This is a genomic window from Amycolatopsis albidoflavus (assembly GCF_039525725.1).
Lineage (GTDB): Bacteria > Actinomycetota > Actinomycetes > Mycobacteriales > Pseudonocardiaceae > Amycolatopsis > Amycolatopsis albidoflava.
Genome location: NZ_BAAAHV010000012.1, coordinates 959935 through 980024, shown reverse-complemented (window position 1 = coordinate 980024; position 20090 = coordinate 959935). Strand labels below are relative to the sequence as shown.

The following is a 20090-nucleotide window of genomic DNA, read 5'->3' as shown; positions in this document are numbered from 1 at the left end:
ATGACGACCGAACCCGATGCCTGCGCCGTCGCACACGGCGAGGTCGAAGAAGCGCCCGCCGAACGGACTTTGGTGGCTGTGTTCGCCTCGCCGGTGGCCCGGTACCTGCTGCGCTATGCCGCCGATTTGGGTTACCACACCGTGCTTTTCGAGCCGGATGAGGCGCGGGCCAGCGATGCTCCCGAGGGCGTCGAGGTCCGCACCACCGCGCCCTCTCCTGGGCCGGACGCGGATGTCGTTGTGACGGACCACCACCGGCCGGAGCTGGGGACGGTCCTTCAGGCTGCGCTGGCGGTGCCGACGCGGTGGGTCGGCGTGCTGGGCAACCCGCGGCATCCGGGTCCGCACGTGGAAGCGCTGCGGGCGCTGGGCGTGGCGGAACCGGACATCGCGCGGGTGCATCGGCCGGTGGGGCTGAACATCGGTTCGCGGACTCCGGCGGAGATCGCGATCGCGACGCTGGCGGGGCTGGTGGCGGACCGGAACGGGCGACCGGGCGGTTTCGAGTTCTGACAGTGGCGCCCACCGCGGTTTGTCCGTGAGGGGAACCCTGAGGGAATCAGAGTCCCTCAGGGTTCCCCTCACGGACTTCGCCCGGGGTCAGGTCGGGACCGCCGCCCCCTCCGGCATCGGTTCGAAGCGGGCATGCCGGCGCGTGAAAGTAGCCGTCCCCGACGTAAGAGACCGCAGATCCACCGCGTACCGGAGCAGTTCCGCCGCGGGGACCTCCGCGTGCACCACGGTGTGCCCGCCTTCTCCGGATTCCGTGCCCAGCACCCGGCCGCGGCGGGACGACAGGTCGCCGAGCACCGTGCCTAGGTGTTCGTCCGGCAGGCTCACCTCGACGGTGTCCAGCGGCTCCAGCAGCGAGATCCGGCTGGCCGCCGCGGCTTCCCGCAGGGCCAGCGCGCCCGCGGTCTGGAACGCGGCATCCGACGAGTCGACGCTGTGCGCCTTCCCGTCGGTCAGGGTCACGCGCACATCCACCACCGGGTAACCATCCTGGACACCTCGCTGCAGCTGCGCGCGAACGCCCTTCTCGACGCTCGGGATGAACTGGTGCGGCACGGCTCCGCCGACCACCTTGTCCACGAACTCGAACCCGCCTCCGCGCGGCAGCGGCTCGACTTCGATGTCGCACACCGCGAACTGCCCGTGCCCGCCGGACTGCTTCACGTGCCGGCCATGCCCGCGGGCGGATTTCGCGAACGTGGAACGCAGGCTGATCCGCACCGGCTCGGTGCCGACGTCCGCTCCGCCCGCGCGCAGCCGCGAGAGGACGACCTCCGAATGTGCCTCGCCCATGCACCACAGCACGAGCTGGCCGGTCTCCGCGTTGCGTTCCAAGCGCAGCGTCGGATCGCCCGCGACGAGGCGGGAAAGGTTGCGGGACAACGTGTCCTCGTCGCTGCGGGACTTCGCGACGACGGCGACCGGCAGCAGCGGTTCGGGCATCCGCCACGGTTTCATCAGCAGCGGATCGTCCGGCGAAGACACGGTGTCGCCGGTTTCGGCCGAGCCCACCTTGGTGAGCGCGCACAGATCGCCCGCGACGCAGAACGGCACCTCGCGCAGGTTCGCGCCGAGCGGCGAATACAGGTGGGCGACGCGCTCGTCGGTGTCGTGGTCTTCGTGGCCGCGTTCGGTGAGGCCGTGGCCTGAGACGTGCACGGGGTTCTCCGGGCGCAGCGTCCCGGAAAACACCCGGACGAGCGAAACGCGTCCCACGTACGAGTCAACCGCGGTGCGCACGACCTCGGCGGCGAGCGGACCGGCCGGGTCGGCCGACAGCGCGGCGTGGGCGGTGCCGTCGGGGCTGGTCACGCCGGGCGGCTGGTGTTCCAGCGGAGAGGGGAAGGCCCGCACGATGCCGTCGAGCACCTCGGCGAGGCCGATGCCGCTGGTCGCGCACACGGGGATGACCGGGTGGAACGAACCGCGCGCGACGGCCGTTTCGAGGTCGGCGATCAGCACGTCCTCGGCGATCTCCTCGCCGCCGAGGTAGCGGTCCATGAGGGTCTCGTCCTCGCTCTCGGCGATGATGCCCTCGATCAGCTCGTTGCGGGCGTCGGCGAGCCCGTCCAGCGCGGCCGGGTCCGGGTCGCTCACGCGCGGCGGGTAGCCGGCGGAGTAGTCGTACCGGCGCTGGGTGACGAGCCCGACCAGGCCGTCCGGCGCGGGGAGGTACAGCGGCAGCACGCCCGCGCCGAAAGCGGCTTGGCAGGCGGCGATCTCGGCGAGCGCGTCGGCGCGGTGGTGGTCGAGCCGCGACACCACGACGGCGCGCGGCATGCCCACCGACGCGCATTCCTCCCACGCCGCGACGGTGGCGGCGTCCACGCCCTCGGCGGCGCACACGACGAACAGCGCGGCGTCCGCGGCCCGCAGCCCGGCGCGCAGCTCGCCGACGAAATCGGCGTACCCCGGGGTGTCGATCAGATTGATTTTGTGCCCGGCGTGCAGCACCGGGGCGACGGAAAGCCCGACTGAGCGCTGCTGGCGCACGGCCGCGGGGTCGTGGTCGCACACCGTGGTGCCCTCCACGACCGAACCGGCGCGCGGCACCGTGCCGGACGCGGCGAGCAAGGCCTCGGTGAGCGTGGTCTTGCCGGAACCGGACGGCCCGACGAGGACGACGTTGCGCACCTTGGCGGGGTCGTCCACAGCGACGGCGGCCCCGGGGTCGGCACTCCTGTTCTGCTTGTCGGCCATGACGGCCTCCTCAGCGACGGCGGATGGAAGAACTGTGTCCCCGATCACACACCCGCGACCCGCCGGGAGGCAAGGCGGACGGCCCGGGACCAGCCGTTCGCTCGCCTCCGGCTCCGGCGGCCCAGGGCCCTTGATTCCACTGTGGACTGCCTTGGCTTCGGCTGTCCACAAAGGATTCACCGGGCAATTCCTGCCGGATTCATCCCTAACGCCGGTCTGCTGCCGAGGTGGGCGACTGGCGATTCTTGGGCGGAAAGAGGAATTTCCGGAAAACAGAGCGCGGAAATCGGAGCCGACGGCGGCGAAGTTGATAACTTAGCGACCTTCGTCGGTTGTCCGGAGTTGGGAAAAACCCGACTCTTGTCGGGGTTCGATCCCATTCCACTTCCGAATCCGGCCCCCACCCCCGGGTCTGATCCGGCCTGTCCGGAGGAGAACACCGCCGATGAAATCGCGCCGACCGCTCGTGCTGCTCGCAGCAGGGGTGCTGGCCGGGGCCGTCACCACGGCCACCGCCGCCCACGCACAGCCGCTCGAACCGCAGAGTCCGCAGGCCGCCGAAGCGATGGCCGCCAACGCCGCGCAGGCGCTGGTCGCCTCCCGGCCCGCCGCGCTGCACGCCAGCAAGGACGACGTTTTCCAGCAGCACAAGGTGATCTCGTCGACCAACGGGCTGAAGTACGTGCCGTACGACCGCACCTACAAAGGCATTCCGGTCATCGGCGGCGACTTCGTCGTGTCCACGAACTCCGCGGGCCAGGTCCTCGCCACCTCGGTCGCGCAGACCGCCGCGATCGACCTGCCCAGCACGTCGCCGAAGCTGACCGCGAAGCAAGCCGAAGCGATCGCCCGCACTCAGGTGCCCACTGTGGACAGTGTGCAGCCCGCGAAGCTGGCCGCGTACGCGCTCGGAAGCCCGAAACTCGCCTGGACGACCCGCGTGACCGGGCGGAACGCGGAAGGACCGAGCAAGCTGGACGTCGTCGTCGACGCCGCGACCGGGAAAGTCCTGCACACTCAGGAGCACGTGGCTTACGGCGACGCGCAGGGCGTGTGGAACGGCCCGGAGCCGCTGCACCTCGACACGACGTCGGACGGCGCCGGCGGCTTCTCGATGACCGACCCGACCATCTCGAACCTCAGCTGCCAGGACGCCTCCACTCAGCAGACTTTCACGAAGTCGACTGACAGCTGGGGCAACGGCGACGAGACCGACAAGGAAACCGGCTGCGCCGACGCCCTGTACGGCATCCAGCAAGAGAACAAGATGCTGACGCAATGGCTGGGCCGCAACAGCTTCGACGGCAACGGCGGCGCCTGGCCGATCCGCGTCGGCCTCAACGAGCAGAACGCTTACTACGACGGCACCCAGGTCCAGGTCGGGAACAACACCGCGGGCCAGTGGATCGGCTCGCTCGACGTGATCGGGCACGAGTTCGGCCACGGCATCGACGACCACACCCCGGGCAGCATGTCCGGCAGCGGCACCCAGGAATTCGTCGCGGACGTCTTCGGGGCCTCGTCCGAATGGTTCGCCAACGAGCCCGCGCCCTACGCGGTCCCCGACTTCCTGGTCGGCAACCAGGTGAACCTCACCGGCAGCGGGCCGATCCGCAACATGTACGACCCGTCGCAGCTCGGCCACGCGAACTGCTACGACGACTCGATCCCGGGCACCGAGGTGCACGCCGCGGCCGGCCCCGGCAACCACTGGTTCTATCTGCTGGCCGAGGGTTCGAACCCGACCAACGGCCAGCCGACCAGCCCGACCTGCAACAACTCGACGGTCACCGGGCTCGGCGTGCAGACCGCGGTGAAGATCTTCTACAACGCGATGCTGCTCAAGACCAGCGGCAGCTCGTACCAGAGCTACCGCACCTGGACGCTGACCGCGGCGAAGAGCTTGTTCCCCAACGGCTGCACCGAGTTCAACTCGGTGAAGGCGGCCTGGGACGCGGTGAGCGTGTCCGCGCAGCCGGACGAACCGACCTGTGGCGCCGTCGGCGCGACCGGTTCGCGGGCGATTTCCGCTCGATGACCCGAAACTGATTTCCCCACCGGCGGGAGGGAGAGACGAGCACTCGTCTCCCCCTCCCGATCGTTATTGCCCGCCGGGCGCGAATTCGCTTTCCGGGAATTCGGCCTCGAACGGCGCCGCGCAATTTTCCGGGCGCGGTTACGGCACTCCGGCGAGCCGGAGCAAAGCGGCAGTCGCCGCGGCGGCGATCACCACGAGAACGAACGGCGCCTTCCGCCAGGCGAGCACCCCGCCCACCAGCACCCCGGCCGGCCGCGCGATCCCGGCGAATTCGTGCCCCTGGGTCAACGCGCTGGTCGCGACCAGCGCGGCGAGCAGCACCACCGCCGACAGCGTCATCAGCCGCTCGGCTCGCGGAGACAACCGCACTTTCGTGCGCAGCAGCGGCCCGGCGAGGCGGAACGCGAACGTTCCCGCCGCCAGCACGAGCGTCGCGACGATCAGTTCCGCGCCGTCCATCAGTGCGCTCCTTCCAAGGTCTTCGGCTCCTTCGCCGCGGCTCCGGCGACCACTCCGACCAGCGCCAGCAGCACCGGCAGGCCCGCCGGGAGCAGGGGAGTGGCCACGAGCGCGACCGCCACGCCGATCAGCACCGGCAGCCGAGCGGCCCGGTCTTTCAACGACGGCAGCACCAGCGCCAGCAGCACCGCGGGGAAGGCGGCGTCCAGGCCGAACGCGTCGGTGTCGCTGATCGCGGACCCGGCGAACGCGCCGACGACGACCCCGAGGTTCCAGCACACGAACAGCCCGATGCCGCACGCCCAGTACGCCGCCCGCCGCCGGTCCGCCTCGCGCTGGGCCAGCGCGAACGCCACCGATTCGTCGATCATCAAGTGGCTTCCGGCCAGTCGCCCGAGCAGGCCGCGGCCGAGCGCGTCGCCGACCGCGAACCCGAACGGCACGTGCCGCGCGTTCACCAGCAGCCCGGCGGCGACCGCGGCGAGCGGATTGCCGCCCGAGGCCACGATGCCGACGAACATGAACTGCGACGCGCCGGCGAAGACCAGCAGGGACAGCAGCATCGGCGCCCACAGCGGGAAGCCGGAGCCGACCGCGATGGCGCCGTAGGAGACGCCGACGAGGGTGTCGGCCAGGCACACGAGACCGATGTCGCGGGCGAGGCCGCGATCGAGTGTTCGCCAAATCGAACGCATAGTGTCCTATGCTGAACACGTCGGGGCCTGTTCGTCAAGGCGAACGAGAAGACTGATGGAGCGAACACACATGCCGAACGAGAGCACGGGCGCGCCGCTGGACATCATCGCCGCGTCCCTGCGCCGCGAACGAGCCCGCGCCGGCCTCTCGCTGACCGAGGTCGCGCGGCGGGCCGGCCTGGCGAAATCCACGTTGTCCCAGCTGGAGTCGGGGTCCGGCAACCCGAGCGTGGAGACGCTGTGGGCGCTCGGCGTCGCGCTGGACGTGCCGTTCTCGAGGCTGGTCGAGCCGGAACGGCAGGAGGTGAAGGTGATCCGCGCGGGCAAGGGCCCGACGGTGTTCGCCGAACACGCCGACTACGCGTGCACCCTGCTGTCCGCGTGCCCGTCCGCGGCGCGCCGGGACATCTACCTGGTCAGCGCGGAGCCGGGCGTCCCGCGGCGGTCGGATCCGCACATGAGCGGCGTGGTCGAGCACACGGTGCTGTGCGCGGGGCGGGCGCGGATCGGGATCATGGACGATCCGGTGGAGATGCTGCCGGGGGATTACATCTGTTACCCGGGGGATGTGCCGCACATCTTCGAGGCGCTGGAGCCGGGGACGTTCGGAGTGGAGATTTCCGAGTACAACTGAGCGGTCATTCGCCGGTGTAGCTGCTGAAGGTCCAGACTTGGTTTTCCGGGTCGGCGCAGGAGTATTCGCGGACTCCGGCGATCGACGCGTGGACGGGGTTCAGGATCCTCGCCCCGTGTTCCCGCGCGCGTCGTTGGTGCTCGTCCAGGGCGGAGTCGGGGACCCATACGCACAAAGCGTGGCTCGTGCCCTTCAGTGTCAGGGGGCTGTGCATGCCGTATCGGTCGGCTGGCTGGTCTTTGCCGAGGAAGATCAGCTGGTTGCCGACACGAAGCTGGGCATGCTCGACCGTCCCGTCCGGGGTCTCAACGACGAAGTGCGTGGTGAAACCGAACGCTTCGGTCAGGAAAGCGATGGCGGCCTTGGGGTCGGCGTACTTCAGGTTGGGGTACACCGTCTGCGCGGGAACGTCGTCGGCCATCGCCCCATCATGCCGGTTCGGCCGGTCATTCCGGAGCCACTTCGACGAGAACCTTCCCCAGGACTCCTCGCTCGACCGCGCGATGAGCGTCCGCGACGTGGTCGAGTTCGTACCGGTGGATCGGCAGCCCGTGCTCGGCGCCGACCTCCAGTGCGCCGTCCGCCGCGGCGGCGTGTACGTCGGCCAGGGCGTTCGCTTTGCTTTCCGGGTCGGTCGTGTAGGTGAAGGTGAAATCCAGCTGCACGTTTTTGACCAGCATTTCCCGCGACGGGATCGGGAGGCGGTCGGCGTCGCCGTAGCTGTAGACGTTGATGTTGCCGCCGTGGGCGAGCACGGGCAGGTCGGTTGTCAGGTTGGCGCCAAGGTCGACCTCGACGATGTGGTGCGCTCCGCCGGGCGCCAGCTGCGAGACGCGCGCGGCGACGTCCTCGGTGCGGTAGTCGATGACGTGGTCGGCACCGGCCGCGCGGGCGAGTTCTGCTTTTTCCGGGCTGCTGACGGTCGCCAGGACAGTCGCGCCTGACCACGCTGCCAGCTGGATCGCGGCGTGTCCCACTGAACCGGCGCCGCCTTGGACCAGGACGGTTCGGCCGGTCATGGTTCCAGGGCCGAGGCGGCGCGGTCCGCGTGCCGAGGTGGTCAGGGTGCGGTGCGCGGTCAGGGCCGGGATGCCGAGGCTCGCGCCGACGTCGAAGCTCGCGCCGTCCGGCAGCGGTATCACGTGGCGGGCGGGCACCGAGACGAACTCCTGCGCGGTTCCCGCTGGGCTGTCGAAGGCAACATCCCACAGCCAAACCCGTTGGCCGGGCGAGAAATCCTGGACGCCGTCGCCGACCGCGTCCACGAAACCCGCGCCGTCCTGGTGCGGGACTTGTTCCTCGAACCGCAGTGCGGACGACTGGCCGGAACGGCTGCGCCAGTCGGTCGGGTTCACCCCGGACACGACTACGCGGACCCGCACCTGTCCCGGCGCGACGACGGGAAGGTCGCGCTCGACGAGACGGAGCACTTCCGGGCCGCCGGTGCTGCGGTAGACCACTGCCTTCACGAATAAACCCTTTCCGAGCATTGGCTTTCAGCGAGCGAGCTTGATTCCCGCGGCCTCGCGATCCCAGGTGTCGGCGGTGACAGCCGATTCCCGCAGGACCGCTTTCTGGATTTTGGCGGTCGGCGTCTTGGGCAATTCCGGGACGAACCGCAGATACCGGGGAACCATGTAGTACGCCATCCTCGGTTCGAGGAAGCGGATCAATTCCACCGGGTCGAGGTGCGCTCCGGGAACGGTCGCGATCACCGCCAGCACCTCGTCCTCGGAAATCTCGCTCGGCACCGGGACGACGGCCGCCTCGCGCACGCTCGGATGCGCCATGATCTCCGCTTCGACCTCCATCGACGAGATGTTTTCGCCGCGCCGGCGGATCGAATCCTTGAGACGGTCGGCGAAGTAGTAGTTTCCGTCCGCGTCCTTGCGTGCGGTGTCGCCGGTGTGGAACCAGCCGTTGCGCCAGGCTTTCGCCGTCGCCTCCGGCATCCGGAAGTACCCGTGGGACAACGCCCACGGCGCGTCGGCGCGGAGGACGATCTCGCCGACCGAGCCGGTCGGCACCTCGCGATCGGCCTCGTCGACCAGCCGGATCTCGACGCCGGGCCGGGCCTTTCCGCACGTGCCCTTCTCGGCCGGATTCGGCCCGGACACGATCGGCGCGGACAATTCCGTCATGTTGTAGATGGTGTAGACGTCGACGCCGAACCGGTTCGAGAACGCCGCGATGTCGTCGAGGAGCGGAACGACGAAAATCTTGGTCAGCGGATTGTCCGCGTCGCGAGGATCCGGCGGAAGGCGGTTCACGAAATTGGCCATCACGCCGAGCAGGAAAATCATGGTGGCTCCGGTCTGCCGGATCTGCCGCCAGAACTGCTCGCCGCTGAATCGTTCGACCACCGCGACCGAGCCGCCGTTCAGGAGCATCGCGTAGAGCAGGGTCGAGCCGCCGGCGTGGAAAGCGGGCATGTTGATGAGAAACCGGTCGTCAGCGGTCATGATCGGCATCGAGACCGGGCCGAAGGCCGACCATGCCTGCATGTACGACTTCAGCACGCCTTTGGACGGGCCGGTCGTCCCGGACGTGTAAAGGATCGCCTGGGTGTGCCAAGGCTCGATGGGGACGCTCGGCTCGGACACTTCGCCGTCAAGGTTCGGGAGTTCCGCGGCCCGCACCACCGAGATGCCGTCGAGGCCGGGCTCGCCGTCGCCGACCTGGACCGCGAGGCGGAGGCCTTCGCGCGGGCCGATCTCGGCCAGGCGGGGGAGCAGTTCGGCGTCCGCGACGAGGATCTCGGCCTCGGAGTTGTCCAGCACGTGCGCGAGAAGACCGCCGCGATACGCCGTGTTGATCGGCACGAACACCGCGCCGAGATAGTTGATCGCGAACCAGAACCGCAGCACGTCAGGTCCGTTGGGCAGCCAGCACACGACGTTGTCGAACTGCCGCACGCCGAGCGCCTCTAAGGCCGCGGCGGTTTGCCGTACCTCGCGCAGCAGATCGGCCCGCGTCCAGGTCGGCCCTCCGTCGAAGACCGCGAACACCTTGTCCGGGTCTTCGACCGCGCGGCGCTCGAGCAGGTACCTCAGCACCAGCTCCTCGCGGGGCGGGACCCTCGGATCCACAGGCACGGCGGGCTCCCTTCGGATCACTTCTCGAACGGTCGGTACAGTTTCATGCTAACCGCATCGCGTCAAGTGCGAGAACGCGCGGCGCGGTCTCGACTAAATACCGGATGACCGGTACAGTTCTGCGCGCTGCCCGGTCGGGCCGGCCACAACGACGTGCGAACCCCGGAGGTTGCCCATGCCTGAAGTCCTGACGTTCGAGATGCCCCGGGTCGAGACGGTCGTCCAAGGCACCGGCGCGGTGCGCGAGATCGGCGCGGAGCTGGACCGCCGGGGGCTGCGCCGGGTGTTCCTCGTGACCGGCAGGTCGGTCGGCGGGAGCGAGGCCTTCGCGAAACTGGCCGCCGACCTCGGCGACCGGGTCGCCGGGACGTTTTCCCGGATCAAGGCGCACAACCCGGTCGAGCTGATCGTGGAGCTGATCGGGCAGGCGCGTGCCGCGGAGGCCGACGCGTTCGTCGCGGTGGGCGGCGGTTCGCCGTGCGACGCCGCGAAACTGGCCGCGATCGGCCTCTGCGAGGGGTCCGGTTCGGTCGAGGACCTCGCCCGCAACTACCTCGAGTTCGAGTACCCGAGCACGATCCGCCGTCGTCCGCTGACCGGCACGCCGATGCCCGTCTTCGCGGTGCCGACGACGTTGTCGGCGGCCGAATGGGACGGCTTCGCCGGGTCGGTCGACGAATCGCGCGACACCAAGGACCTGACGGTCTACCTCGAGGCGACGCCCCGCGTGGTCTTCCTCGACCCGGAGTTCTGCGCGGGCACCCCGCGCGACCTCTGGGCCACCACCGGCGTGCGGGCGCTGGACCACGCGGTCGAAACCGCCTACGCGAAGAACGCCCACCCGTTCACCACGGCGCTGGCCGAAGGCGCGCTGGCCATCCTCGCCGAGCACCTCCCGCGTTCGGTCCGCGATCCGCACGACCACGAATCGGCGCTCAAGTGCCTGCAGGCCGCGTGGATGTCGATCGTCGGGGTGCACAACGTCTCGCTCGGCCTCTCGCACGCGATCGGCCACCAGCTCGGCGCGGTCGGGATCCCGCACGGGGTCACCTCCTGCATCATGCTTCCGCACGTGATGCGCTTCCTGGAGCCGGTGACGTCGGCGGAGCAGGCCCGGATGGCGCAGTCGCTGCGGCGGGTCCAGGGCGACGCCGAGGAGCTGTCCGCCGCGGACCGCCTGGAACGGATTCTCGACGAACTCGCCGTGCCGCGCCGGGTGTCCGAGTTCGGCGTCGGGCGCGAGAAGCTGAACGGCGTCGCGCGGGCCGCGCTGGGCGACATCGTGGTCCGCGAATCGCCGCGGACGGTCGACGAGACGGTGATCCGCGAGCTGCTGGAGGCGGTCTGGTAAGCACGGCGCGCGAAAAAGCGGGGCCGACTCGGATCGGCCCCGCTTTTTCGTGAGCTACCGGGGGTCTTGGCGGATTCCGTTGAGCAGCGTGTCGGTGAAGAGGTCGGCGATCTCCTCCGGAGTGCGCTCGCCGTCCGGCCGGATCCACGCGTACGAGTAGTTGTAGTGCCCGAGAATGCCCTTGACCACCAGGGGATCCAGCTCGCGGAACTCGCCCGCCTCGGCGCCGCCGCGGAGGATTCCGGCCACCATCGTCTCGTACCGGTCGCGCGCGTCCTGGATGACCGCGTGCCGTTGCCCGGTGAGGGCCTTGAACTCCTGGAACGCGACAGTCCACTCCAGCGCGTGCTCCGCGAGATTGCGCATGGTGGACCGCATCAGCTGCCGGAACCGCTCCCGGTACGTCGTCTCGGTCGCGACGATCCAGCCCGACTGCTCGAGCAGATCCGACAGCCGCGTGTGGCAGATTTCGAACAGCAGCGTCTCTTTGCTGCCGATGTGGTGGTACAGCGCGCCCCGGCCGATCCCGGTGTCGTGGGAGATCATCTCGATCCCGGTGGCGTGGTAGCCGTTCTCGGCGAACAGCCGGACAGCGGACGTCATGATGCGCTGCCTGGCTTCCGTCCCCGCCCGGTTCGTGCGTCGTGCGGTGCCGCCGGGCTTCACAGGCATAGAACGCTTCCTTCGCTGGTCGAGGAGGAGGAGACGAGGCTAGCCGATCGGCGCGACGGCGAGAACGACCTTCCCGGACGTGGCGCGGTCTTCGATGGCCTGCAGCGCCTTGGCGGCGTCGGCGAGCGGGAAGACGTGGCCGACCACCGGCCGCACGAAGCCCTCGCGGGCGAGCCGGGTGAGCTCCGCGGCGGAAGCGGCCGCGACGGTGTCGTCCCGTTCGACGAAACCGCCCCAGTACACGCCGACGACCTCGATGTTCTTGAGCAGCAACCGGTTCACCGCGATCTCCGGGATCCCGCCCGCCGCGAACCCGATCACCAGGTGCCGGCCTTCCGGGCGCAGCAGCCGGATGGAGTCCGCGAAATACTCGCCGCCGACCGGGTCCACGGTGACGTCGATTCCCTTCGGGGCGGCGGCGCGCACCGCGTCGGCCCAGCCTGGTCCGGCCACCACGACGTGGTCCGCGCCCGCGGTTTCGGCGACGGCGACCGTGCCTGGGGAGTCGACCACCGCGGTGACGATCGCGCCGAGGCCCTTGGCCACCTGGATCGCCGCCGTGCCGACTCCGCCCGCGGCTCCGTGCACCAGCACGTGCTCGCCCGCGCGCAGCCGGCCGCGCCGGACCAGGGCGAAGTGGACGGTCTGGAAGTTCATCGCGAAGGCCGCGCCCTGCTCGAACGAGAGCTCGCTGGGCAGCGGGAACGTCACCGCGGGCTTGGCGGCGACCACCTCGGCGTATCCGCCGCGCGGGACGTAGGCGGCGCACCGGTCGCCGGCCTTGACCGCCGCGCCCTCGGGAGCCGACCGGACGATCCCGGCCACCTCGACGCCGGGAACGAACGGTAGTTCGGGCCGCACCTGGTACTGGCCGCGGGTCATCAGGGCGTCGACGAAGCTGACGCCGACGGCTTTCACGTCGATGACGATGTCGCCGGCGGCGGCCTCGGGCTCGGCCACCTCGACCAGTTCCACCGCGGCGGGTCCGTCGAGCGAGGAAATCCGGATAGCGCGCACTGTGCTCCCTCAAGTCGGATTGCGGGCCGGCCGGTCCGCGAGAAGGCGGACCGCGCCCGGCGAGGTTCTGTTACTGTACCGACTGTTCAGTTTTTGGCAAGCGAGGACGGGCGGCCCATGGCGACCGAGCACGTGATCCGAGTACTGCCGACCGACAGCCCCGGGCTGGTCCGGACGGCCGAGAGCCGCGTCGACGAGCGCTGGCTGCGCGCCTTCGCGGCCGCCGTCGGCGACACCCGCGACGAGTTCTTCGATCTCGACCGCGGCATCGTCGGCCACCCGGTGTTCCCGGTCTGCGTCGAATGGCCGCTCATCGAGCAAGGGGCTCCGGGGATCGAGCTGTCCGAGGACACGCTGAGGCTGGGCCTGCATGTCGGGCACCGGATCCGGCTGCGGTCACCACTGCGTCCCGGCGAGCGGGTGCGGACCGAGGCACGGCTGCACCGCGCTGAGGCGCGAACGGGCGCAGCGCTCATCGTCACGGAGTTCCGCACCACGACGCCCGGCGGAACGCTCCTCGTCACCTCGCAGGTGAGCACGCTGTACCGCGGTGTCCGGCTTGAAGGCGGCGAAATCGCGGCCGCGTCACCAAAACCCCGGCCGGCCGAACTCTCCCGGATCGCGACGTTCGAGACCGACACCGCCAACGCGGTCGTTTACAGCGAGTGCGCGCGGATCTGGAACCCCATCCACACCGACATTCGCGTCGCGCGTGCGGCGGGCCTGGCCGACACGGTCCTGCACGGCACCGAAACACTCGCGCGGGCAGTGTCCGCCGTGACCCGCGCTTACCCGGGCCCTGACGTCACCGGGGTCGACTGCCGCTTCACCAACCCGGTCTTCCCGGGGATGACGCTGTCGGTCCACGCGGGCCGGACACGTCCCGGGACCGTCGCTTTCGACGTGCGCGCGGCGGACGGGACACCAGTGCTCGCGGACGGCCTCCTCGCCTTCGCGGCCGAGTCGTCGTGACTGGCGGCTGTACACCGGCGGCGCGATAGCGCAGAGTCGGACGAAACATCGGCCAGGAGGTGTGATGACCGGCGAGGAAATCGTGCTCGGTCCCCTGCCCAAGGGGATCACGCCCGCCCGCGAGGGCATGCGGAACAAGGTGTGGAACGTGCTCGGCCACACCTACTCGATGAAGGCGGCCAGCGAGTCGAGCTTCGCGTTCGAGACCCTCGACCCACCCGGCACCGGAGTGCCGCCGCACGTCCATCCGACTCAGGACGAGCACATCTACATCCTGGAAGGCGTGTTCACGCTCTACCTCGACGGCAAGTGGGAGACCGCGGGCCCCGGCGACACTGTGCGGATGCCGAAGGGGCTTCCGCACGCGTATTACAACCGCAGCGAGGGCCTGACCCGCGGGCTGTTCTGGGTGAGCCCGGCCGGGCAGCTCGCGACGCTGTTCGACAAGCTGCACAATCTGACGGACCCGGCGGAGGTGGTCCGGGTGTCGGCGCTGCACGACGTCGAGTTCCTGCCGCCCGGTTCGGTGGAGGGCGCCTGACCCGGCTCAGGCGCGGTTCACCTGCTGCTGGGAGGCCCCGGAAGCCTGGGCATAGCCCGCGACGATCGCCTCGAGCGTGGCTGTGTCGATCACGTCTTCCAGGCGGGTAAAGCCTTCCGGGGCCCGCCGTTCGACTTCGTCGATGACGTTTTCCGGCCCGCCCCGGCGGTTGCGCAGCACGATGTCGCTGGTGGCCGGAAGACGATCGGCTTCGTACGCGCGAAGCGCCTCGACGGGATCGGAACGCCGCGTGAGGTGCCAGGCGAGGCTGGACGCGTCGAGGATGGCCTGGCCGGCGCCGTTGGAACCCATCGGGTACATCGGATGGGCGGCGTCGCCCAGGAGCGTCACGCGTCCGTGCGACCACGCGGGCAGCGGATCCCGGTCGCACATCGGGAATTCGAAGATCTCCTCGGTGGCCTCGACCAGCGCGGAGTGGTCGACCGCCGGGCACCGGAACCGCCCGAGGTGCCGGGCCAGCTCAGCCCGGTCGCCGGGTTTGGCCCAGTCCTGCCGGTCCGGCGGCGGGGCGCCGGGCTCTCCGGTCCGGATGCAGACCGCCCAGTTCGTGAGCCTGCTGCCCGCGCTCTTGCCCGGTCCGATCGGGTAGATCACCAGCTTGGCCGCCGTGCCGCCGGAGACGATCATCGAAGCGCCGCCGCCGAATTCCGGCCAGTCGGTGGCGCCGCGCCACATCAGGACGCCGTTCCAGCGGGGCGGTCCCTCCTCGGGGAACAACAGGGCTCGCGCGGCCGAGTGAATCCCGTCGGCCGCCACGAGAACGTCGCCGGTCGCGGTGACCGGGGCGCCGCTGTCCCGCTCGGCGAAGTGCGCCCGGACGCCTTGTGCGCTTTGGTCGAACCCGGTCAGCCGGTATCCGGTCCGCACCGCGTCGGGGCCGAGCCGCGTTTGGACTGCCCGCAGCAGCAGGTCGCGCAGCCTGCCTCGGTGCAGGCAGTACTGGGGGAGGGCGAAGCCCGCGTCGAGACCGCAGGGTTTGCGGAGGATCACCTGCCCGAGGCGGTGGGTGTAGGACAGCTCGCGGGTGCGGATCCCGATCTCGTCCAGCTGGTCGAGCAGCCCGAGCGCGGCCAGTTCCTTGACCGCGTGCGGCAGGGCGTTGATGCCGACGCCGAGTTCGCCGATGCGGGCGCTTTGTTCGTAGACCGCGCATTCGACGCCTTCGCGGTGCAGCCGCAGGGCCGCGGCCAGCCCGCCGATCCCCGCTCCGACGATCACGACCTTCACCGCGAACCTCCCTGTCGTCGATCGACTCAGGGTGGCGGAGATCGGATGGGGGCGCTACCGCCGAGTGGAGGGGGCCGGGCGGGAGGAGGTTCTTCCCGGCGGCCAACTGTCCATATCGGACGGTTGCCTGCGGGCCGATCAGCGGGAACCGCCCAGCCGGTGTCCGGCTGTCCGCCTGAACTTGTGCCAGCAGGAACCTTCACCGTGCGCTCCGCCAGGCACAGTTCGGCGGTGATGTCGCGATTGGACCGACTGTCGCCGGGCAGGAGCAGGACGGCGCGTCCCCGGGCAGCGACTCCGCTGGCGGTCGGCGTGCGAGGGTCGCGGCCACCGCACGCCGGGTGCGACTGCCGCTGCACGCCGTGCTGGGCATGGGGTGGCTGGCGGCGGAAGCGTCGGGCGGCGACGGAATCGAACGGCGCGCCGGGTCGCCGTGGCCCCGCCCGCGGCGGGCGGGGCCGGTCTCGGGACAGTCAGGCGTTGATCTGCTTGGTTTCGCTGTCGCCGCCGATAGCGATCTTGCGGGGCTTGGCCTGCTCGGCGATCGGCACCCGCAGGGTGAGCACGCCCGCGTCGTAGTCGGCCTTGATGCGGTCCGCGTCCAGCGTGTCGCCCAGGAAAAGCTGCCGGGAGAACACCCCGCGTGGCCGTTCGGAGACCTGGACCTCCGCGTCCTCGCCGTACTCGGGCCTGCGTTCGGCCTTCACGGTCAGCACGTTGCGCTCGACATCCAGGTCGATCGACTCCGGCGCGACGCCGGGCAGGTCGAACTGCACCACGTAGTCGTTGCCGGACCGGTAGGCGTCCATCGGCATCACCGCCGGGCGGGTCGTGGTGCCGTTGCCGCCGAAGAACTGCTGGGTCAGCCGATCGAGCTCCCGGAACGGGTCAGTTCGCATCAACATGACCATGCGCCTCCATTCTCCTTCCCTGCTGCCCGCCGTCCGGCGCGCTCGGCCGGAGGCGGGCTGTCGCGTGTTTGCCCGGGTTTCTTGCTCCTGTGACCGCAGATCTTCTTGACCTCGGATTGACGGACCGGCGGCCGCCGCGGAGACCCGGTCCCGCCGCCGGGCAGAGCGGCGGGACCGGAACCAGTTCAGGTGAAACAACCTCGATGATCTGTGCGTGCTCTATCACCTCCCGAAAAATGCCGCCGCAGTGCTTCCGCTCCGCGTCGGAGGGGAGCGCTCGCGGCGCTCCGGCGGCCAAGCCCGCCACACGCTCGTCGTGGCCTGCCGCGCCTCGCGCCCGGCGTTCCGCGGACCGGGGGTATCGCCGTGCAGCGGCGCGTCGCCGAAGCCGAAGGCCACGATCGCCTCGAATTCGGCGCGCAGCCAGGCCGGATCGGCGCAGATCAGCTCGGCGAATTCGCTGGCGGCCGCGTCCCGGCGGCCGATGGTGTCCGGCATCGTCGATCACTCCCCGGTTACGTCGTCCCAGCACCCAGGTCAGCTATCGCGTCTCACAATTTCTATAGCGCGGACTGTAGATTGTGTCAAGCAGCGAGCCGAGATAATCTTGTGCAGGCTGGCGCGACGGGATCCCGGAGAGGAGGTGCGCGTGACCGGACTCGACAGGCTCGACGACCAGGACTATCCGGCTTACACGACCGGGCAGGCCGCCGAAATGCTGGGCGTTCAGCAGGCCTTCCTGCGCAGCCTGGACACCGCGGCCGTGGTGCGGCCCGAACGCTCCGGCGGCGGGCATCGCCGTTACTCCCGCCGTCAGCTGACCTTGGTGGTGCGGCTGCGCGAACAACTGGACGAGGGACATTCCCTCGCCTCGGCCGCGCGGATCATCGGCCTGCAGGACGAACTCGCCGACGCCCACGACGTCATCACCGGCCTCCGCGCCCGCCTCGGCGAGCGCTGACGGCGGCCGGAATTCCTCGAAGAGTTCCCTTGTGCCGCACCGCAGTCACTGCCGGGCGGAGGCGGACGCTGCCGCATCGGTACTGTCGCTTCGCATGACCGGCCCCGAGATCGTGATCACCGCCGACCTGGTCCGCGACCTGCTGCGAGAACAGCATCCAGACCTCGCCGAGCTGGCGATTAGCGAGGTGCCGGGCGGCTGGGGCAACCAAATGTGGCGTCTGGGCGACGATCTGGCCGTACGCGTGCAGCGCATGGACCCGACCCCGGAGCTGCAGCTCAAGGAACGGCGATGGCTGCCCGTGCTGGCTCCGCACCTGCCGCTTCCGGTGCCGACGCCGGTACGGTTCGGCGAACCGTCCGTGCGTTTCCCCAAGTACTGGACCGTGATGACGTGGGTTCCCGGCGAACCGCTCGACCACGGCACGATCAGCCGCGGCCACTCGGCCGACACGCTGGCGGAGTTCCTCCGGGCGCTCCATGTGCCCGCGCCCGCCGAGGCCCCGGTCGCCGCGGATCGCGGAGCCCATCCTCGGGATTGCACGGCCGGCTTCGAGAAATTCCTCCAGGCCGTTGTCCTCGACGACCTCGCCGCCGACGTCCGGGCGGTCTGGGACGATGCCGTCGAGGCCGGCGCGTGGGAGGGGCCGCCGGTGTGGGTGCACGGCGATCTCCATCCCGCGAATGTCGTGGTCTCGGACGGAACGCTCTCGGGCATCGTCGATTTCGGTGATCTGTTCGCCGGCGATCCGGCGTGGGATCTGGCCGCTGCCTGGGTGTTGCTGCCCGAGGGGACGGCTTCGCGGTTCTTCGACAGTTACGCGCGGGCGGACGAACCGGCGATCCGGCGTGCGCGCGGGCTGGCTGCGATGAAGAGCCTTTTCCTGATCCTCATGGGGCAGAACGGCGATCGCGGCCTTCCCGGCGGCAAGCCGCATTGGGGACCCGCGGGCCGGGCGGCGCTCGACCGGGTGCTGAAGGGCGTTTGAGGTTTCGGCCGGAAGGTTCAGTCCCACCACAGCACGACGGCGAGCTGGCGACGCGCGGCTTCCTCGTAGAAGTCGCGCAGGATGGTGTGCTGCTCGGCCAGAAACCCGGCCAGATCACCGCGCACCTCGAGTGCGGTCGGGCTCAGTTTCGCCTCGATCTGCGCCGGGTCCGACGGCACGACGGCGTGCACAGCTTCCGGGGTCAGGGAACGCAACGCTTCGGCGACAGCCTTGACCTCGGGCGGCTCCAGTGCGGTCACCGGGTGGTCAAAGATCCCGTAGGGATAGTCGCGGTAGGCCGGATTGACTTCCTCGTCGCCGTCGAATCCACGCCGCAGCAAGGCGAAGGTCCGCTCGTCGGCTCCGGCCATCGCCCAGGCCCGTTTCAGGATGACCGGCCACCAGTTCAGATCGAGGTAGGCCTCGTCCGGAGCCGCGGTGAACGAGCAGAGTGCGTCCAGCGCGTCCGCCGACTCCCGGCAAGCGGCGAGTTGCGCGGCGGGGATTCGGGCGAGCTGCTGGGTGACAGCCATGCCGTCCAGTATGTCAAGGCTCGGCCGCGCGTCGGAAGGCATGCGCTGTGGCAACGCATCCCAGCGTTGTGTCCACTGTGGATCAGTCGCCGACACCAGACGCGTCAAGGGCTTCCGCGGCGACTCGCAGAGCGCGCTTGCTGGCTTCCGGATCGGGATGAGTGGGGGAGAGCGCAAGAGTGGTGACGCCGCTCTCGGCGAGCGCCTGCATCCGGTCGGCGATGCGCTGTTTCGGGCCGAGAAGCGAGGTCTTGTCGAGGAATTCCGTCGGGACGGCGGCCATCGCACCGGCGTAGTCCATGGTCAGGTACCGCTCGCGGACCTCGTCGGCGGCGGCCTCGTATCCCATCCTGGCCATGAGGTCGCGGTAGAAGTTGTTCTCGCGGCTGCCCGCTCCGCCGACGAATCCGGCGACGTAGGGGCGGGCGTGGTCGGCCGCTTCCAGCCAGTCGTCGCCGACGGCGAGCGGGGCGGTGGTCGCGACGTCGAATCCGTCGAGGGTGGCGCCGGCTTTCTCGCGGCCGGCGCGGATCCGGTCCAGGGATTCGTGGCTGTGCTCGGGGGAGAAGAACAGGCCGAGCCAGCCGTCGGCGATTTCGCCGGTGAGTTCCAGGTTCTGCGGGCCGAGGGCGGCGAGGTAGAGCGGGATGTGCTCGCGAGCGGGCGGCACCGCCAGCGGCAGTGCTTTGCCGGGGCCGCCGGGAAGCGGAAGCTGGAAGTGCGCGCCGTCGTGCCGGACCCGTTCGTAGCGCAGCGCTTTGCCCACGATGTCGACGTATTCGCGGGTCCGCTGCACTGGTTTCCGGAACGGGACGCCGTACCAGCCCTCGGACACCTGCGGCCCGGAAACCCCGAGCCCGAGCCGGAACCTGCCGCCGGAGAGGTTGTCCAGGGTCGCCGCCGTCATCGCGGTCATGGTCGGGCGGCGGGCCGGGATCTGCAGGATGGCGCTGCCGAGGTCGACGCGTTCGGTGCGCGCGGCGAGCCAGCCCAGCACGGTCGCGGCGTCCGAGCCGTAGGCCTCGGCCACCCACACGACGGAGAACCCGAGCCGGTCGGCCTCCTGGGCGAGCAGGAGGTTCGTCGCGTCGTTGCCGGCGCCCCAATAACCGATGTTGAGTCCTATTTTCATGCGGCCGACGTTACTGCTGGTAATTGAAAGGACACCGGTGGTTCCCGGGTTCAGGGGGCGCGATAGGGGTTGCCTCGAGTCCACAGTGGACTTCCGGGAATACCTGACACAGGGTGTCGTGATTCGCCTGA

21 protein-coding genes are annotated in these 20090 nt (G+C 69.9%); 8 read left to right on the top strand and 13 right to left on the bottom strand.

Annotated elements, in window-relative coordinates; all coding sequences use genetic code 11:
- Positions 1-513: an XdhC family protein gene (locus tag ABD156_RS22830; protein WP_344277055.1), complete on the top strand. Its 513-nt coding sequence runs from the start codon at positions 1-3 to the stop codon at positions 511-513.
- A gap of 87 nt (positions 514-600) precedes the next feature.
- Here the strand turns inward: ABD156_RS22830 and ABD156_RS22825 are convergent, their stop codons facing one another.
- The gene (locus tag ABD156_RS22825) at positions 601-2712 is read right to left on the bottom strand and encodes an elongation factor G-like protein EF-G2 (RefSeq protein WP_344277051.1); all 2112 of its coding nucleotides are present in this window, start codon (positions 2710-2712) and stop codon (positions 601-603) included.
- 445 nt (positions 2713-3157) lie between these two features.
- Between ABD156_RS22825 and ABD156_RS22820 the strand changes: the two genes are divergently transcribed.
- A complete protein-coding gene (locus ABD156_RS22820) occupies positions 3158-4750 on the top strand; it encodes a M4 family metallopeptidase (protein ID WP_344277048.1) in 1593 nt (530 codons plus the stop codon).
- Positions 4751-4888: 138 nt separating this feature from the next.
- On the opposite strand, the gene ABD156_RS22815 is transcribed toward ABD156_RS22820, so the two are convergent.
- Complete coding sequence (locus ABD156_RS22815) at positions 4889-5209, bottom strand: AzlD domain-containing protein (protein WP_344277045.1); 321 nt, start codon at positions 5207-5209, stop codon at positions 4889-4891.
- Complete coding sequence (locus tag ABD156_RS22810) at positions 5209-5904, bottom strand: AzlC family ABC transporter permease (RefSeq protein WP_344277042.1); 696 nt, start codon at positions 5902-5904, stop codon at positions 5209-5211. Before ABD156_RS22810 ends, ABD156_RS22815 begins: the two co-directional genes overlap by 1 nt.
- A 70-nt stretch (positions 5905-5974) precedes the next feature.
- Here ABD156_RS22810 and ABD156_RS22805 point away from each other — a divergent pair, with 70 nt between their 5' ends.
- Entirely contained in the window at positions 5975-6538 is a 564-nt protein-coding gene (locus tag ABD156_RS22805; RefSeq protein WP_344277627.1) for a helix-turn-helix domain-containing protein, read from the top strand.
- Between the two features lie 4 nt (positions 6539-6542).
- On the opposite strand, the gene ABD156_RS22800 is transcribed toward ABD156_RS22805, so the two are convergent.
- From ABD156_RS22800 to ABD156_RS22790, 3 genes are read right to left on the bottom strand one after another with little or no spacing between them, the layout of a single operon-like run.
- A complete protein-coding gene (locus ABD156_RS22800; protein ID WP_344277039.1) occupies positions 6543-6959 on the bottom strand; it encodes a VOC family protein in 417 nt (138 codons plus the stop codon).
- A gap of 25 nt (positions 6960-6984) precedes the next feature.
- On the bottom strand, positions 6985-8007 hold the full coding sequence (locus ABD156_RS22795; RefSeq protein WP_344277036.1) for an NADPH:quinone reductase: 1023 nt from the start codon (positions 8005-8007) through the stop codon (positions 6985-6987).
- Between the two features lie 27 nt (positions 8008-8034).
- A complete protein-coding gene (locus ABD156_RS22790) occupies positions 8035-9633 on the bottom strand; it encodes an AMP-binding protein (RefSeq protein ID WP_344277033.1) in 1599 nt (532 codons plus the stop codon).
- Between the two features lie 175 nt (positions 9634-9808).
- Between ABD156_RS22790 and ABD156_RS22785 the strand changes: the two genes are divergently transcribed.
- On the top strand, positions 9809-10984 hold the full coding sequence (locus tag ABD156_RS22785; RefSeq protein WP_344277030.1) for an iron-containing alcohol dehydrogenase: 1176 nt from the start codon (positions 9809-9811) through the stop codon (positions 10982-10984).
- 54 nt (positions 10985-11038) lie between these two features.
- On the opposite strand, the gene ABD156_RS22780 is transcribed toward ABD156_RS22785, so the two are convergent.
- On the bottom strand, positions 11039-11656 hold the full coding sequence (locus ABD156_RS22780; protein WP_344277027.1) for a TetR-type transcription factor C-terminal domain-containing protein: 618 nt from the start codon (positions 11654-11656) through the stop codon (positions 11039-11041).
- A gap of 39 nt (positions 11657-11695) precedes the next feature.
- A complete protein-coding gene (locus ABD156_RS22775) occupies positions 11696-12673 on the bottom strand; it encodes an NADPH:quinone oxidoreductase family protein (protein WP_344277024.1) in 978 nt (325 codons plus the stop codon).
- Between the two features lie 117 nt (positions 12674-12790).
- Here ABD156_RS22775 and ABD156_RS22770 point away from each other — a divergent pair, with 117 nt between their 5' ends.
- A complete protein-coding gene (locus tag ABD156_RS22770) occupies positions 12791-13645 on the top strand; it encodes a MaoC/PaaZ C-terminal domain-containing protein (RefSeq protein ID WP_344277021.1) in 855 nt (284 codons plus the stop codon).
- Between the two features lie 64 nt (positions 13646-13709).
- On the top strand, positions 13710-14186 hold the full coding sequence (locus tag ABD156_RS22765; protein ID WP_344277019.1) for a cupin domain-containing protein: 477 nt from the start codon (positions 13710-13712) through the stop codon (positions 14184-14186).
- Between the two features lie 6 nt (positions 14187-14192).
- Here ABD156_RS22765 and ABD156_RS22760 read toward each other — a convergent pair whose 3' ends face one another.
- From ABD156_RS22760 to ABD156_RS22750, 3 genes are all read right to left on the bottom strand, one after another.
- Positions 14193-15434: a flavin-dependent oxidoreductase gene (locus tag ABD156_RS22760; protein ID WP_344277016.1), complete on the bottom strand. Its 1242-nt coding sequence runs from the start codon at positions 15432-15434 to the stop codon at positions 14193-14195.
- Between the two features lie 473 nt (positions 15435-15907).
- Complete coding sequence (locus tag ABD156_RS22755) at positions 15908-16339, bottom strand: Hsp20/alpha crystallin family protein (protein WP_344277014.1); 432 nt, start codon at positions 16337-16339, stop codon at positions 15908-15910.
- A gap of 228 nt (positions 16340-16567) precedes the next feature.
- The gene (locus tag ABD156_RS22750) at positions 16568-16843 is read right to left on the bottom strand and encodes a hypothetical protein (RefSeq protein ID WP_344277011.1); all 276 of its coding nucleotides are present in this window, start codon (positions 16841-16843) and stop codon (positions 16568-16570) included.
- 151 nt (positions 16844-16994) lie between these two features.
- Between ABD156_RS22750 and ABD156_RS22745 the strand changes: the two genes are divergently transcribed.
- Both ABD156_RS22745 and ABD156_RS22740 read left to right on the top strand, forming a co-directional pair.
- A complete protein-coding gene (locus ABD156_RS22745; RefSeq protein ID WP_344277008.1) occupies positions 16995-17306 on the top strand; it encodes a helix-turn-helix domain-containing protein in 312 nt (103 codons plus the stop codon).
- 94 nt (positions 17307-17400) lie between these two features.
- Complete coding sequence (locus ABD156_RS22740) at positions 17401-18294, top strand: aminoglycoside phosphotransferase family protein (RefSeq protein ID WP_344277005.1); 894 nt, start codon at positions 17401-17403, stop codon at positions 18292-18294.
- 17 nt (positions 18295-18311) lie between these two features.
- On the opposite strand, the gene ABD156_RS22735 is transcribed toward ABD156_RS22740, so the two are convergent.
- On the bottom strand, positions 18312-18827 hold the full coding sequence (locus ABD156_RS22735; RefSeq protein WP_344277002.1) for a DUF1877 family protein: 516 nt from the start codon (positions 18825-18827) through the stop codon (positions 18312-18314).
- A gap of 82 nt (positions 18828-18909) precedes the next feature.
- On the bottom strand, positions 18910-19959 hold the full coding sequence (locus ABD156_RS22730; protein ID WP_344277000.1) for an LLM class F420-dependent oxidoreductase: 1050 nt from the start codon (positions 19957-19959) through the stop codon (positions 18910-18912).
- Positions 19960-20090 lie beyond the last annotated feature (131 nt).

Excerpts from the sequence above, each read along its gene's own strand:
- ABD156_RS22830 (WP_344277055.1), top strand. The coding sequence starts at position 1 with ATGACGACCGAACCCGATGCCTGCGCCGTCGCACACGGCGAGGTCGAA.
- ABD156_RS22825 (WP_344277051.1), bottom strand. The coding sequence starts at position 2,712 with ATGGCCGACAAGCAGAACAGGAGTGCCGACCCCGGGGCCGCCGTCGCT.
- ABD156_RS22820 (WP_344277048.1), top strand. The coding sequence starts at position 3,158 with ATGAAATCGCGCCGACCGCTCGTGCTGCTCGCAGCAGGGGTGCTGGCC.
- ABD156_RS22815 (WP_344277045.1), bottom strand. The coding sequence starts at position 5,209 with ATGGACGGCGCGGAACTGATCGTCGCGACGCTCGTGCTGGCGGCGGGA.
- ABD156_RS22810 (WP_344277042.1), bottom strand. The coding sequence starts at position 5,904 with ATGCGTTCGATTTGGCGAACACTCGATCGCGGCCTCGCCCGCGACATC.
- ABD156_RS22805 (WP_344277627.1), top strand. The coding sequence starts at position 5,975 with ATGCCGAACGAGAGCACGGGCGCGCCGCTGGACATCATCGCCGCGTCC.
- ABD156_RS22800 (WP_344277039.1), bottom strand. The coding sequence starts at position 6,959 with ATGGCCGACGACGTTCCCGCGCAGACGGTGTACCCCAACCTGAAGTAC.
- ABD156_RS22785 (WP_344277030.1), top strand. The coding sequence starts at position 9,809 with ATGCCTGAAGTCCTGACGTTCGAGATGCCCCGGGTCGAGACGGTCGTC.
- ABD156_RS22780 (WP_344277027.1), bottom strand. The coding sequence starts at position 11,656 with ATGCCTGTGAAGCCCGGCGGCACCGCACGACGCACGAACCGGGCGGGG.
- ABD156_RS22770 (WP_344277021.1), top strand. The coding sequence starts at position 12,791 with ATGGCGACCGAGCACGTGATCCGAGTACTGCCGACCGACAGCCCCGGG.
- ABD156_RS22765 (WP_344277019.1), top strand. The coding sequence starts at position 13,710 with ATGACCGGCGAGGAAATCGTGCTCGGTCCCCTGCCCAAGGGGATCACG.
- ABD156_RS22755 (WP_344277014.1), bottom strand. The coding sequence starts at position 16,339 with ATGTTGATGCGAACTGACCCGTTCCGGGAGCTCGATCGGCTGACCCAG.
- ABD156_RS22750 (WP_344277011.1), bottom strand. The coding sequence starts at position 16,843 with ATGCCGGACACCATCGGCCGCCGGGACGCGGCCGCCAGCGAATTCGCC.
- ABD156_RS22740 (WP_344277005.1), top strand. The coding sequence starts at position 17,401 with ATGACCGGCCCCGAGATCGTGATCACCGCCGACCTGGTCCGCGACCTG.
- ABD156_RS22735 (WP_344277002.1), bottom strand. The coding sequence starts at position 18,827 with ATGGCTGTCACCCAGCAGCTCGCCCGAATCCCCGCCGCGCAACTCGCC.
- ABD156_RS22730 (WP_344277000.1), bottom strand. The coding sequence starts at position 19,959 with ATGAAAATAGGACTCAACATCGGTTATTGGGGCGCCGGCAACGACGCG.